Below are 13,536 nucleotides of genomic sequence, written 5' to 3' on the forward strand. Positions count from 1 at the left end.
GGCAGGCCGTATGCGTCACCCCGAGGAACGCTCATACGGCAGGGCGGTCATGGCGGTCCCCATGTCGGAAGTCGGACCGTCCTTTCGGTGAATGGGGGAATCCACATCGGATAGCCGGCGATATTCAGCCAACCGCCCTGTCACACCGCTCTGTCGTGCCAAGACAGGCAGGGCGGTAAGAGGCATGCCTGTCGGCGGGTGCCGGTATGTTGTCCCTGACTCGCGGGAACGTGAAATCGGGGGACACGGTGGAGGTTCGCCTTCTGGGTCCGGTGGAAGTATCGAGCGGGGGACAGCGGATCCCGCTGAACGGTGCGAAACCGACGGCAATACTTGCGGCTCTGGTCGTGCATCTCGGTGAGGTCGTGTCCGCCGAACGGCTGGTCGACCTGATCTGGGAGGAGGAGCCGCCCGCCACCGCGCGGGCGCTCGTCGCCTCGCACGTCTCCGGACTGCGCCGTGCCCTGGGCGGCAGGGAGGGCGGCGACGCCATCCGCACCCGTTCCCCGGGCTACATCGCCGAGTTCCCTGCCTCCGCCGTGGACGTCCGGTGCTTCGAGGAGGCGTTCACCGCCGGCCGGAACGCGGCCCTCGAGGGGCGGGCCGAGGAGGCCGTCGACAACCTCGGGACGGCGCTGCGCCTGTGGCGCGGCAGGGACGCCCTGGAGGGACTGGGTCAGAGCTTCGCCCGCGTCGAGGCCATGCGCCTGACGGAACTCCGCCTGGAGGCACAGGAGTTCCGCTTCGCCGCAGAACTGGGCCTGGACCGTCGCACGGACCTCGTCGCCGAACTCGTCGCCCACGTCGCCGCCCACCCGCTGAGGGAACGGCCGCGCGGCCAGCTGATGACCGCCCTGTTCCGCACCGGCCGCGTGGCCGAAGCCCTGCGCTGCTACGACGAGGGCCGCCGTCTGCTCGGTACGGAGCTGGGCGTCGACCCCGGCCCGGAACTGCGGGCACTGCACCGGGCCCTGCTCCGGGCGGACACGACGGTGCTGGGGGAGCCGTCCCGCCGCGCGGCCACGTCATCCGGGAAGAGACCCGCACACGAGGGGACGGCAGTCCCTGCGGACACGGACGGAGTCGCCCCCGTACCCCCTCGTTCCCCGCAGTCCCATGACGGCGCGCACCGCCCTGCTCCCTCCCAGCTCCCGCCCGACGTCGCCGACTTCGTCGGCCGCACCGAGCAGGTCGCCTGGGCGACCGCCCTCCTGGAGCAGGTACGCGACCCGCTGCGCACCGCGCCGCCCATCGGCGTGATCTCCGGCCGGTCGGGCACCGGCAAGACCGCCCTGGCCGTCCACGTCGGCCACCGCGCCGCCGCCCTCTTCCCCGACGGACAGCTCTTCCTGGACCTGCGCGCCTCGGACTCCCAGCCGGTACGGACCGTGGATGCCCTGGCCCGTCTGCTGCGCGCCCTCGGGGCGGATCCCGGCACCCCGGCCCGTGACGAGGAGGACCTCCTCGGCCTGTACCGCACGCAGCTCGCGCGCCGCCGGCTCCTGATCATCCTCGACAACGCCGTCGGCGAAGCCCGGCTGCGCCCCCTGCTCCCCCCGGGCGGTGGTTCGGCCGTGCTGATCACCTGCCGCCGCCGCCTGGTCGCCCTGGAAGGCGCCGCCCACCTCGACCTGGGCGTGCCCACCGAAACGGAGGCGCTGGACCTGCTGGCCCGGGTGGCCGGCCCGACACGTCCCGCCCTTGAGCCCGACCGGGCCGCCGAGATCGTCGCGCTGTGCGGTCGGCTCCCGCTCGCCGTCCGTGTCGCCGGCGCCAGACTCGCCGCCCGCCCCCACTGGACACCGGCCCGGCTCGCGTCCCGCCTCCAGGACGAGCGGCGCCGCCTGGACGAACTGCAGGCGGGCGACCTGGAAGTGCGCGCCAGTCTCGGACTCGGCTACGCCGACCTCGACCCACAGGGGCAGCGCGCCCTGCGCCGTCTGGCCCTGATGGATCTGCCCGACTTCGCCGCATGGATTGCCGGGCCGCTCCTCGACGTGAATGCGGAGGAGGCCGAGGACGCGGTCGAACGACTCGTGGACTGCCACTTCGTGGAGGTCGTCCGCACCGACGAGACGGGCCGGACGCGGTACCGCATCCACGACCTGGCGCGCGAGCACGCCCGGGAACGCTGTCTGGCCGACGAGGACCCGGAGGAGCGAGAGAGGGCGGTACGGAGGCTGGTCGACCGCTGGCTGAGCCTGGCCCGCAGCGCCGCAGCCCGCGGTCCGGGCGGTGCGTCGCGGCTTCTCCCGATCACCACGACGGACGAGTCGGCACCCCTGGTCGGCGAGCCGACGGCGTGGTTCGCGGCCGAGCAGCGGTGCCTGCTCGGTGCGGTCACCCACTGCGCCGAGCACGGCATGTCCGATGCCGCCCGCGAACTCGCCGCCGCCCTCATGGCCGCCTCCGCGGCGCTCTACAACCAGTTCGACGCCTGGTCCCGCTCCCACGACGTGGCTCTGGAGGCGGTGCGCCGGGGCGGGGACGTCGAGGGCGAGGCGTGGCTGCTGAACGGCCTCGGCCAACTCCGCCTGGAGCAGGACCGTTTCGACGAGGCCCACGCCTTCTTCACCGCGGCACTGCGCCTGTTCGAGGAGCGGGCCGTGCGACGGGGACGCGCGGAGGCGTTGGCCGGCATGGGCGCGGTCCGCCGCGAGCAGGCCCGCTTCGACGAGGCCCTGACCCTGCTGACCTCGGCGCTCGCCCAGTACCGGGAGCCGGAGGACATCGCGCCCGTGGCCCACACCCTGTACGGCATCGGGTCCGTCCACCGGGACCAGGGGCGTCACGAGGAGGCATGGGACGCCCTGTCCCGCTCACTCCGCCTGTACGTGACCGCCCGGGACCGCCACGGCGAGGCACTCGCGCTGCGCTCACTGGGTCTGTGCCACCGGGCGCGGGGCGACCTGCCGGCCGCGGAGGCCCTGCTGCGGCAGTCCCTCGCCATCTTCGAGGAGACGGACGACGCCTTCGGCGTCATGTACGCGAGTCAGTCCCTGGCCAAGGTCGAGTTCCGGCAGGGCCGGATGCCCGAGGCCCGACAACGCCTCGACCGGTGCCTGGACATCACCCGCGAGCGCCAGGACATGTTCGGAGAGGCTCTCGTCCTGCGCACGATCGGCGAGTGGTACCTCGCCGCGTCCGACTGGGAGACCGCCACCGAGACCCTGCAACTGGCCCTCGGGCTGTGGGAGAAACTGGCGCTCCCCCTGTGGCGGGCCCGCACCCTGCGAGACCTGGCCCGCGCCGCACTGGCCAAGGGCGCGGCCGCGACGGGGCGCGCGTACGAGGAGGAGGCGCACCGCGTCTTCCGCGAACTCGGCAGCCGCGAGGCCCTGGAGCCCCTGGAGCCGCACGACGCCCCAGGACACTGAGGCGGCCTCAGCCCTGCGAGAGAGCCGGCGCGGTGGTCATACGGGAGACGGCCACCCTCCGTCACCAGGGTGGACGGTGCGGCACCCGCCGCCCGCCACTACTGCCGGGAGATGACTCCACCATGCCGAACACATCACCGCGTACGGACGGACGCGGGCACCGGGACGGACAGGGACGGCGCTACCCCTTCAGGGCTCTGCGCTCCCTCGCCGGACTCCTCGTGGCCGCCGCCTCGATCCTGGTCTCGGTCGCCCAGCCGGCGGCTGCCCACCCGCCGAGTGGGTCCGTGTACGTATGGGCGAGCGACGTAAGGGTGCGTACCTGCCAGAGCACGTCCTGCGACCTCGCCACCACCGAACGACTGACGCGGGTCAGAGTCCAGGCGTACTGCCAGCTCGACGCGGGTGAGTCCGGACGCGTGACCGACGGCCCCTACACCAACACCTACTGGGTTCAGATCATCACGCCGAACCGGACCTTGGGCTGGATCTCGGCGGTGTACGCCAGCGGCGGCTCCAACAACAGGCCGGTGCCCGGTGCCCCGGTCGACGGCCCCTCGGACCCCACCATCGACTGCGAGTACCTTTGAGCGCCGCCGGAATTGGAGGAAGCATGGCCATCGGACAGGCGGTCAGGGCGATGACCGCCGCGGCCCTGGCGGCCGGGCTTCTGGCCCTGGCACCGACCGCCTCGGCAGCCCCCGCCCGACCCGCCCCCACGACCGCCTCGGCCTCGGCGCCGGCGGCCCTCACGTCCGTCTACATCTGGGCGACGAACGTGAACGTCCGCCACGACGGCCAGGACCCGGACTGCGTCTTCCACCCCTCGCGCGGCTCCTGCCCCACCGTCGTCGCCACCGTCTCCCGTACGACGGCCCGGGCCCACTGCCAGCGGGAGGGAGAGCTCATCCGCGACAGCGGCTACAGCAACCGCTGGTGGACGCTGGTCGAGTTGGCCGACGGAAAGGTCGGCTGGGTCAACAACATCTACATCCAGGGCGGCGAGAAGATCGCCGGAGTACCCGACTGCGCCTGGTGACCACCGCTCGCGTACCCGGGGACGGCCGGGTCGGGACAACTGCCCATGGAGGCGAAGTACTCCGTGGCGCCCGACTCCCGGCCGTCCCCGGTGCGTACGGGGGTGGTGACCGTCCCGTGGTTGCGGCCCCTGCGGGCGCCGGATCCGGCGACGATCACCACGCCGCCGCCCTCGTACGGGAAGACCCGGCCGGGAGTCCCGGCGCAGGGGCCCGGGACACCACCGCGACACGCACCTCCGGGCGCTCAACCTTGTGGAAGGTGAAAGCGCTCGGGCACGGCGCGGTCGCCGGACCTGACCGGGACGCCTTCCGCGCTTCCGAAGCGCCCGACAGGCTCGAGCCGCGCGAGGACGGGACGCACTGTGCGACTGGCACGGTCGGCTGTCCGCCCACGGGCGGGCGATGCTGACCGGGGCCGCAGAGCTCGAGGCGTACCTCCGCGGGCGCGGATGAGACCTCGGCCGCCGGCCGAGGGGATCAAGCGTCACCAACGGTTCCCTCGCGGCTCACCCGTCCGCCGGTGCCTGCCTGGGACCCGGCTGAGCCCCCCACTCCTCGTCGACCGCAGCCGGATCACCCCGGGGCCGCAGGGAGCCGGAACGAGCCGCTCACTCAGCCCTCCGTACGGTGGACACCCCTCACGGCTGATGCCCCCTGTGCCGAGGGCTCGTGTGACGCGGTGCAGATCCCGGTGGCGGCTCGCAGGTTGGTGCACCTACTTCGTCTGAGCAAGAGTCGGAGGCGATGACCGGGGCCCGTCAGGCGACGCCGGCTGTGCTTCCCGACCGCGGCGCACGGCGACGCCTCATCTCGATGACGGAGGACGCTACGGACAGCAGCCCCCATGCCACCGCGAACACCCCGGTCTGCGGGCCCGTGCCGAACGCCAGCCAGCTGATGCCGAGTCCACTCAGTGTGAGACCGCAGACGGCCGCGATCACCGAGCGGTGGCGGGGGTGCAGAGCTCTGGCCAGACAGAGAACGGCGAGCAGGACCGCGGGAACGCCCAGGGCCTCATGGGTGGTGTGCTCGTCGTAGTAATAGCTCGCCTCGCCCGAAGCGGAACTGTAGGTGTCGTCGTAGTCCTTCTCGAACACGCTGTAGCCCGAGGAATCCTCGGGAAGCTCCACGTACGAGTCGTCGTCCGGACTGTAGGCGTACAGGGTGCTGTCGAAGTCCGACTCCGAGACGAAGGTGTAGTCGTACCCCTCCCCACGGCTGCCGGACTCGATCCCCGCGAAGACGAGTGCGCCGACGCCCCACCACAGCACGGCGGAGGTCATCGGGAGCCAGCGGCACGCGATGAGCCCGAGCACCACGCCGGCCGCCCACACCGCTGCATACGCTCCCTCTCCGACGCCGAGTACGGCGAAACCGGAGGCGACGATGCCGAACGCCGCTACCACGCGGTCGAACGAGAGCGACAACCGTCGCAGGGTCTGCTTGCCGCCGGACTTCGGCGCAGTCGGGGCCGTGTCCGCGGCGGTCGCGCCGACCGGCGCCGGACCCTGTGCGACCGTTTCGGCCGTGTGCGTGCTCTGCGGGCGCCCACCTTCCGGTATCGCTGCGGGTGATTCGCTCACGCCGGCGTTCCCCGTGCCGCTGTCCCCGCCACCCGCGCCCGGTGCGTACGCCGGAGGCGCCGGAACGGGAGTTTCCGGTGACACGCGGGCCACCGGGACCGCGGTCCGCGTCGGCGCCTGAGCCAGCTCCGTCTGCCCCGGCCCGGCAACCAGTGCGACCGGAGTGGCGCTGTGCACGGGTCTGCGCTCCACGGCATCCGTCAGCGCCCGGCGCATCTCGGCCGCCCCGGCGTACCGCTGCTCGCAGCCCTTGGCCAGGGCCCTCAGGACGACGGCGTCGACCTCCGGGGGAATCTGGGGGCGGAGTCGCGAGGGGTCGACCGGCTCCTTGCTCAGGTGCTGGTTCATCACGGCGAAAGGGGAGTCACCGATGAACGGCGGTCGTCCGGTGAGGAGTTCGTAGAGCAGGCACCCGGTGGCGTACACATCGGAACGGCCGTCCACCGAACGCCCTTCCAGCTGCTCGGGCGAGAGGTAGGCAGGCGTGCCGACGGCCACGCCCGTCACGGTCAGCCGGGTCGAGGTCTCCGCGACGACCTTGGCGATGCCGAAGTCCAGGACCTTGACGTCACCGTCGGAGCTGAGCATCACGTTGGAGGGCTTGATGTCCCGGTGGACGAGGCCACGTCCGTGGCTGTGGGCGAGGGCATCGGTGATGTCCCGTGCGATGGCGAGAGCCCTCTCGACCGAGAAGGGGCCCTCGTTGAGCAGCTGCGCCAAGGTGCGGCCCTCGATGAACTCCATGACGAGGAAGGGGGTTGTCTCGCTGTCCCGCGTGTCCTCACCCACGTCATGGAGCACTGCGATGCCCCGGTGGCTGAGCGAGGCGACCGTGCGTGCCTCACGGCGGAACCGGGTGCGGAACTCCTCGTACCGGGTGAGTTCCGGCGGCAACACCTTGACGGCTACTCGGCGGCCGAGCTCCCGGTCCGTCGCGCTCCAGACCTCTCCCATCCCGCCGCGTCCCACGGTTTCGATCAGCTCGTACCGCTGCGCCAGCACCCGCATCCGTCCGTCCCCCTGTGTCGAAAACCCGGCCACCCGGACGCCGGCCGTCGGCGAGCTCGTGACCGGCCGCCGGAAACGCTAGTGGGGGTACGCGACCTCCTGGGGCTTCTATCCGTCAATGCCGGAATATCTTGCAATCTGACAGATAGTGGTCGCCTCCCTTTCGCCGCGCCGGACACGGCGAGGCCGCCGGGAGCTCGTGGCCCCGCCGCACGGCGGGGCCGCCAGGGCCTTTCGTTCGGATCGTGCCGGGCTCGCGTGCCCCGGCACGCACGCTCGCTGCGTTGTCGTCGGTCGCCCACGCTCCGCGTGGGCTCCTTCCTCCGCCTTGCGATCGCACGCACCGGACCCCGCTCACCGATCCAGCCCGATCCAAACGAAAGACCCTGGCTCCCTGGTGGATGTCCGGGTGCGGAGGTCAGCCGAAGCAGTTGGGTGCTGCGGTGGGTTGGCAGTTGGTGGGGACGTTGTCGGTGATGCGGACTCGGCCATGGGTGGTGACGGTGCCGGCGTTGTGGAGACCGCCTGCGGGTACGGCGGAGGTGTTGCGGGCCACCTCGGCGTCGGTGAGTGTCAGTGCGCTCACGTTGAAGATGCCGCCGCCACTGGCGGTTCGCGCCTGGTTCTCGTTGACCTGGCTGCGGCGGACGGCCAGTGCGGCAATCTCGGCAATGCCGCCGGCAATATTGGCGGTGTTTCCGTTGACCTTGCTGTCTTCGATCACCGCCGGGATCTGGTTCTGAAGGCCGCCGGCCTGGTCGGTGGCGGTGTTCTCGCCGACGGAGCTCTGCCGGATGTACAGAGAACCGCCGCCGATGGACGATCAGCAAGAGCCACGTCGAGCACAACACCGCCAACACCGGAGGGGTGCGCACTCCCGCCCGCGCAGGACCAGCGTGGCGCCACATCGGGCGGAGCCCCGGTCGTCGAAGCCACGAGGTCGGCCCACGAAGACGTTCGCGTACCCGCAGCGGTCATGGGGCGGCGGCCCGAGCCCCCGTCTGCGGGAAGACACGGCCGGTGCCGCGCACTCGAAGGGTGACCTCCTCTCCGAGTGCGGGCGGGACGGTGGCCGGGTCGACGAGGATCCGGGCCGACACCGGCGTGCCGTCGCCCAGGCGCAGGGCGAGCACCGCGTCGTGACCGTAGAAGTCGCGCCGCACGACGGTCGCGGCGACGGCGTCCGGAGCCCCGGGTGGGGCGAGCGTGATCTGCTCCGGCCGCAGCAGCACTCGCACCGGACCGTTCGGCATACGGTGGTCGACGGGCCCGAGCGGCACGGCGCCGAGTGGGGTTCGGGCGAGGTCGCCGTCGATCACCGCGGACAGCCACACGGCCTCGCCCACGAAGGAGGCCACCCACGGATCGGCCGGTGTGCTGTAGAGGAGTTCGGGGGAGCCGCTCTGGACGATCCGGCCTTCCCGCATGACGGCGACATCCTCGGCCATGGACAGGGCCTCCGACCGGTCATGGGTGACGAGGACGGCCGTTGCGCCGTCGGAGCGCAGGGCCTGCCATACGTCCCGGCGTACCTCTGCCCGCAGCACCGCGTCGAGCGCGTTGAACGGCTCGTCGAGCAGGACCACCGGCGGGCGTGGCGCGAGTGCGCGGGCGACGGCAACGCGCTGCTGCTGCCCCCCGGAGAGTTGGTGCGGCATCCGGTCCTGGAAGCCGGAGAGGCCCACCAGGTCCAGCACTGCGGCCGCCCGGCCGGCCCGCCGGGCGGCGCGGTCGAGTCCGTAGGCGACGTTGTCCCGGACCGTCAGGTGTGGGAAGAGCGCTCCCTCCTGGGGGACCACCGCGATCCGCCGCCGCTCGGGCGGCACCATGGCGCCGGGGACGGCGACGCGGTGGCCGTCGACGCGGATCTCGCCGGCGTCCGGCGCCTCGAAGCCTGCGATGCAGCGCAGAAGGGTGGTCTTGCCCGAGCCTGAGGGGCCGAGCACCGCCACCAGCGAGCCCGAGCGGACGGTGAGGTTCACTCCGGACAGCGCCTGGACGCGGCCGAATGCCTTGCTGACGCCGGCGATTCGCAGTTCCGCCATGTCAGCTGCCTCTCCTGCTGAGGACACCGGTGCGTGCCGACAGCCACCAGGTGGGCACAGCTGCGATGAGCACCAGCAGAGCCGCGTACGGGGCGGCGGCCGCGTAGGCGGAGACCGATGTCCGAGTCCACAATTCGGTGGCGAGTGTGTCCCAGCCGGACGGGCGCAGCAGCAAGGTGGCCGGCAACTCCTTCATGCAGGTGAGGAAGACCAACGCGGCCCCGGCACCGACTCCGGGAGCGGCAAGTGGCACGGTCACCGTGCGCAGCACGTAGGACCTTCCGCGTCCGAGGGAACGTGCCACTTCCTCCAGCCCGGGTGGGGCCTGTGCCGCGGCGGTGCTCACGGACGCGACCGCGAGAGGAAGGAAGAGCGCCGCGTAGGCCAGTGCGAGGAGCCACAGCGTCTGGTAGAGCGGGTACACCACGTTGATCCCGAAGGAGACCAGTGACAGCCCGATGACCAGGCCGGGCAGGGCGTGCGAGAGGTAGGCCAGCCGGTCCAGCGCGATACCGAAGCGGCCGGGGACCCGGGCGGTGAGGAGTCCCAGCGGAAGCGCGAGGAGCATGGTGAGGCCCGCGCCGGCGAGCGATACCCACAGCGAGTTTCCCGCTGCTGCAGCCATCCCGGTCAGTGACCCGGGCCGCGAGACGCCCTCGCCGGACCACCGCACCAGGCTCGCGGCCGGGACGCCGAGGGACAAGGCAACAACGCCGGAGATCACGAGCGTGGCCGGCCACCGCATGCGGTTCAGCCGCAGCCGCGTCTGTGGCCGGGGTGCTCCGCTGCCGAGCCGGATGCGGCGTGCCCCGTGTCGGCGGGTCAGCTGCTCGGCCCACAGGATGACCGCGGTGAGGGCGACGAGCAACGTGGCGAGAACCAGCGCGCCGGTGCGGTCGAAACCGAGGTTGATCGAGGTGAAGATGGACCGGGTGAAGACGTCGACCCGGACGATGGAGACGGCGCCGAAGTCGGAGAGCACGTAGAGCGCGACGAGCAACGCGCCCGCCGCCACCGCTGGTCGTACCTGGCGCAGCGTCACACCGCCGGCCGTTCGCCACGGCCCCCGCCCCAGCGACCGTGACACCTCCTCCTGGGACGGGTCCGCGCCGGTGAGCGCGGCCGCCACGGGCAGGTAGACATACGGGTACGAGACCAGCGTGAGTACGAGAGCGGCCGCCCAGAAGCCCTCGAAGCCCTCGACGGTGGATACCCAGGCGAAGGCGGCGACGTAGCTCGGGACGGCCAGCGGAAGCGCTGCGAGCACCCCGAACAGCCTCCGCGCCGGCACGTCGGTTCGGGTGACCAGGAACGCGAGGGCGACGCCGAGTGCGGTGCACGCCGCGGTGACGACCGCCGCCAGCGCCAGGCTGCGGACCAGGAGTGCTGCGGTGCGCGCCGTCATCAACTCACCGGCAATCCGGGCCCACCCCGCCTCGGTGATCCGTACGCCGAGGTACGCCAGGGGGACGAGAGCGATACCGACCCCGAGCGTCGCGGCAGCGGCCAGCGCCGGGCGCGGGAGGAGTCGCCGTACCCGACGGAGGGCAAGTGCGGGCCGAGTGCTCAGACGAGCCCCGATTCCTTGATCATTTCGACCGTTGTCTCCAGATCGCTCAGGTCGTTCAGGTCGATGTCAGGAGGGCTCAGCGAGGACAGCTGGGGCAGGCCCGGGGCGCTGGCGACACCGGGCACGAGTGGGTACTCGTACGTCTCGTCCGCGAAATAGGTCTGCGCCTTGGTACCCAGCAGGTAGTCGACGAAGGCGCGCACCTCCGGATCGTCGGCGGCGTGCTTCAGGACGCCGACACCGGAGACGTTGACCAGGCTGCCGATGTCTCCGTCGGGGAAGAAGTGGTTCTTCGCCTTGAGTTCCTCGACGGTTGTGCCCTCTTCCTTGGCCAGTTCGTACACGTAGTACTGGTTGACCAGCCCGGTGGCGATCTCGCCCTTGTTGACGTCTGCGACGATGGGCGCGTTGCCTTCGCGGATCTGTGCGTCGTTCTCCTTCAGCCCCGCAAGGAATTCCTTGGTCTTCTCATCGCCGTGCTGCACGCGCATGGCCGTGATGAACGCCTGGAAGGAGCCGTTGGTCGGCGCAATGCCGACCTTGCCCTTCCACTGGGGCCCGGTAAGCTCGAACACCGACTTCGGCAGGTCGGCACGGGGAACCTGGTCCCGGTTGTAGACCATGGTGCGTACGCGGCCGGTCACCCCGACCCATTCCCCTCCGCCGTCCCGGTAGGCGTCCGGCACCCTGTCCAGCACCTCGTCGGGCAGCTTGGCGAACAGCCCCTGCTCGGCCACCGCTCCCAGGGCTCCGGCGTCCTGTGCGAGAAAGACGTCGGCGGGGCTCCGGTCCCCCTCCTCCTGCAGTTGGGCGGCCATGGCGGCGGTGTCGCCGTAGCGCACGTCGACGGAGATGCCGCTCGCCTTCCGGAAATCGTCGAGCACCGGCTGGACCAGGGACTCGCTCCGCCCGCTGTACACAATGATCTTCTTGTCGGACCGTGCCTCGCTGCGGGCTTCCTGATCCGCGCCGCAGGCGACGGCTCCGAGAGCCGAGAGACCGCAGAGGGCCGGCACCTGCATGAGTCGCATCCAGGGGGTACGCACGATCCCACTCCTACTCCGCACGGCATCCGGCCATGAGCCGGACATATGCCTCTCATCGGAAAGTCTGGCACTTATTAGGTCAGGCTAACCTTAGACGCGGTGCGGGCCAGGTGTGCGTGGCGAGAGGGTGAACCTCCCTCCCTGCAGGAAGTGCAGCGCGTGTGCGGGGTGGATGCTGCGATCCAGGTCACGGTGGTCCGACCGGCTCTCGACCAGCTCTCGATCAGCTCTCGGGCTGCTCGACCACCTGTGCGAGGTAGAGCGATTCGCCGAGCTTCTCGATGAGATCCAGCTGCGTGTCGAGGTAGTCGATGTGGTGCTCCTCGTCGGCGAGGATCGACTCGAAGAGGTTGGCCGAGGTGATGTCACCCTTGGAGCGCATGACCTCGATGCCGCGCCTGAGCCGGTCGATCGCCTCGAGTTCGACTTCACGGTCCGACCGGAACATCTCCGTGACCGACTGTCCCACCCGCACATGGAAGAGCCGCTGATAGTTGGGCAGGCCTGCGAGGAGGAGGATGCGGTCGGTCAGGACCTCCGCGTGATTCATCTCCTCGAACGACTCGCGCCGTGTATTTGCCGCGAGCTTCGTCCAGCCGAAACTCTCCTGCATCTTGGAGTGCAGAAAATACTGGTTGATCGCGGTCAGTTCCGCGGTCAGTTGCTCGTTGAGGAACTCCAGGACCTCGGGATCGCTCTGCATGACACCATCCTTCCGGAGTGGCCGACATCTGCCGCAGCCTCTCGGGCCACGGCTGTCGCGGTCGGCCGGAAGTCCGATCCGGCTGCCCGCGCTGTCGTGTGCGCCCCTCTTTCGACGATAACCCCAGACGTCGCAGGGCCACTGAAGTGCTGTCTCCTCGTCGTTGCGGAGGCGCGGGGGGCACCGGCATACAGGACTCATGGAGGGTGTCGATGTCGCCGCCACAGCTCCGTCCGGGCGGTCGGCGCGCATGGCACCCGGCAGTCTCGTCCTGCACCCGAATCCTGAGAGTGAGTTAGGTTAGGCTTGCCTAACTGATTGGCCAAATGTTCCCGACGGCTCCTCTGGAGAATCCGGATGCGTCCCTTCCGTTCCCGCGTCCTGCAGCCGACCCCCGCCGAGCGCGTGCGGTCGATCCTGGCCGCGGCCCATTCGATGACCGTGGTGACCGACGGGATTCACACCGAGGTCCACCGTCTCGACGCCATGGGAGCAATGGGGCACATCCACCTGCACGACCCGTCCGAAGCCGGCCGCTTCCGGCAGGCCACCCGTACACCGGTCCGACTGGAACTCACCGATGTTGCGCCCACGCCCGTACGCGAGCGACTGCGCGCCCGCGTCACGGTGACAGGGCTACTGGCGGCCCCCTACGAGGCGGAGTCCGCGGAGAGCACCTGTATGGAGTTCGGCCAGGCGGTCCTCGAGGACTCCGAGGGGCGTACGTTCGTCACGCTGGACGCACTGCAGGCGACTGATCCCGATCCGATCGCCACGCGCGAGGCGGGCATGCTGACCCATCTCGTGGACGGCCATGGCGAACTCGTACCCCTGCTGCTGCGCCTCGTCCGGCCGCGGCCGGAGAAGGGGATGGTGCGCGCCGTCCCGGTGGCGTTGGACCGCTACGGCGTGACCCTCCGCCTCGAATACCCGGAAACCCACCACGACGTCCGGCTGCCCTTCCCCACGCCCGTGACCGACGTCGACCAGGCCACGCCGCGGATCCACGCCCTCCTCGCAGCGGCGCGTCGTGCTTCCCACTCCAACCGGCTGCCGACCTGACCGCAGGGGCGGGCCGCGGCGTTCAGGGGCGCCGATCGCATGCGCCACCGGTCGGGGAAACCCAACGCGGAGTCACGACCGTCAGGTGCTCCGTGGCCGCGG

10 protein-coding genes and 2 pseudogenes are annotated in these 13,536 nt (G+C 70.9%); 5 read left to right on the plus strand and 7 right to left on the minus strand.

Annotated elements, in window-relative coordinates; all coding sequences use genetic code 11:
• Nucleotides 1–272: 272 nt before the first annotated feature.
• The 3 genes from AC068D_RS02600 to AC068D_RS02610 all read left to right on the plus strand — a co-directional run bounded on the left by AC068D_RS02600 (nucleotide 273) and on the right by AC068D_RS02610 (nucleotide 4,416).
• The gene (locus AC068D_RS02600; RefSeq protein ID WP_478821067.1) at nucleotides 273–3,377 is read left to right on the plus strand and encodes an AfsR/SARP family transcriptional regulator; all 3,105 of its coding nucleotides are present in this window, start codon (nucleotides 273–275) and stop codon (nucleotides 3,375–3,377) included.
• Between the two features lie 122 nt (nucleotides 3,378–3,499).
• A complete protein-coding gene (locus AC068D_RS02605) occupies nucleotides 3,500–3,967 on the plus strand; it encodes an SH3 domain-containing protein (RefSeq protein WP_478821068.1) in 468 nt (155 codons plus the stop codon).
• Nucleotides 3,968–3,990: 23 nt separating this feature from the next.
• Nucleotides 3,991–4,416, plus strand: a complete 426-nt coding sequence (locus AC068D_RS02610) for a peptidase M23 (RefSeq protein WP_478821069.1) — start codon at nucleotides 3,991–3,993, stop codon at nucleotides 4,414–4,416.
• A gap of 41 nt (nucleotides 4,417–4,457) precedes the next feature.
• Here AC068D_RS02610 and AC068D_RS02615 read toward each other — a convergent pair.
• Nucleotides 4,458–4,702: pseudogene (locus AC068D_RS02615) on the minus strand (methionyl-tRNA formyltransferase); the annotation flags it as partial.
• Nucleotides 4,703–4,747: 45 nt separating this feature from the next.
• On the opposite strand from AC068D_RS02615, the pseudogene AC068D_RS02620 reads away from it, so the two are divergent.
• A pseudogene (locus tag AC068D_RS02620) lies at nucleotides 4,748–4,870 on the plus strand (MerR family transcriptional regulator); the annotation flags it as partial.
• 305 nt (nucleotides 4,871–5,175) lie between these two features.
• Here AC068D_RS02620 and AC068D_RS02625 read toward each other — a convergent pair.
• From AC068D_RS02625 to bfr, 6 genes are all read right to left on the minus strand, one after another.
• On the minus strand, nucleotides 5,176–7,008 hold the full coding sequence (locus tag AC068D_RS02625) for a protein kinase domain-containing protein (protein WP_478821070.1): 1,833 nt from the start codon (nucleotides 7,006–7,008) through the stop codon (nucleotides 5,176–5,178).
• Nucleotides 7,009–7,426: 418 nt separating this feature from the next.
• Nucleotides 7,427–7,732 carry a hypothetical protein gene (locus AC068D_RS02630; RefSeq protein ID WP_478821071.1) on the minus strand — a complete coding sequence of 102 codons (306 nt, stop codon included), beginning with the start codon at nucleotides 7,730–7,732 and terminating at the stop codon, nucleotides 7,427–7,429.
• A 250-nt stretch (nucleotides 7,733–7,982) separates the two neighbouring features.
• On the minus strand, nucleotides 7,983–9,053 hold the full coding sequence (locus tag AC068D_RS02635; protein WP_478821072.1) for an ABC transporter ATP-binding protein: 1,071 nt from the start codon (nucleotides 9,051–9,053) through the stop codon (nucleotides 7,983–7,985).
• Nucleotide 9,054: 1 nt separating this feature from the next.
• Complete coding sequence (locus tag AC068D_RS02640; RefSeq protein WP_478821073.1) at nucleotides 9,055–10,458, minus strand: ABC transporter permease; 1,404 nt, start codon at nucleotides 10,456–10,458, stop codon at nucleotides 9,055–9,057.
• 161 nt (nucleotides 10,459–10,619) lie between these two features.
• Complete coding sequence (locus AC068D_RS02645; RefSeq protein WP_478821074.1) at nucleotides 10,620–11,669, minus strand: iron ABC transporter substrate-binding protein; 1,050 nt, start codon at nucleotides 11,667–11,669, stop codon at nucleotides 10,620–10,622.
• A gap of 223 nt (nucleotides 11,670–11,892) precedes the next feature.
• Entirely contained in the window at nucleotides 11,893–12,372 is a 480-nt protein-coding gene (gene bfr, locus AC068D_RS02650; RefSeq protein WP_478821075.1) for a bacterioferritin, read from the minus strand.
• A 357-nt stretch (nucleotides 12,373–12,729) separates the two neighbouring features.
• Here bfr and AC068D_RS02655 point away from each other — a divergent pair, with 357 nt between their 5' ends.
• A complete protein-coding gene (locus AC068D_RS02655; protein WP_478821076.1) occupies nucleotides 12,730–13,434 on the plus strand; it encodes a DUF2470 domain-containing protein in 705 nt (234 codons plus the stop codon).
• The last annotated feature ends 102 nt before the right edge of the window (nucleotides 13,435–13,536 follow it).

This window comes from Streptomyces sp. NPDC043861 (genome assembly GCF_056435905.1).

What these genes read in the sequence shown, in the direction of transcription:
- AC068D_RS02655 (WP_478821076.1), top strand. Translation starts at nt 12,730, where the DNA reads ATGCGTCCCTTCCGTTCCCGCGTCCTGCAGCCGACCCCCGCCGAGCGC.
- AC068D_RS02640 (WP_478821073.1), bottom strand. Translation starts at nt 10,458, where the DNA reads ATGACGGCGCGCACCGCAGCACTCCTGGTCCGCAGCCTGGCGCTGGCG.
- AC068D_RS02635 (WP_478821072.1), bottom strand. Translation starts at nt 9,053, where the DNA reads ATGGCGGAACTGCGAATCGCCGGCGTCAGCAAGGCATTCGGCCGCGTC.
- AC068D_RS02610 (WP_478821069.1), top strand. Translation starts at nt 3,991, where the DNA reads ATGGCCATCGGACAGGCGGTCAGGGCGATGACCGCCGCGGCCCTGGCG.
- AC068D_RS02625 (WP_478821070.1), bottom strand. Translation starts at nt 7,008, where the DNA reads ATGCGGGTGCTGGCGCAGCGGTACGAGCTGATCGAAACCGTGGGACGC.
- AC068D_RS02605 (WP_478821068.1), top strand. Translation starts at nt 3,500, where the DNA reads ATGCCGAACACATCACCGCGTACGGACGGACGCGGGCACCGGGACGGA.
- bfr (WP_478821075.1), bottom strand. Translation starts at nt 12,372, where the DNA reads ATGCAGAGCGATCCCGAGGTCCTGGAGTTCCTCAACGAGCAACTGACC.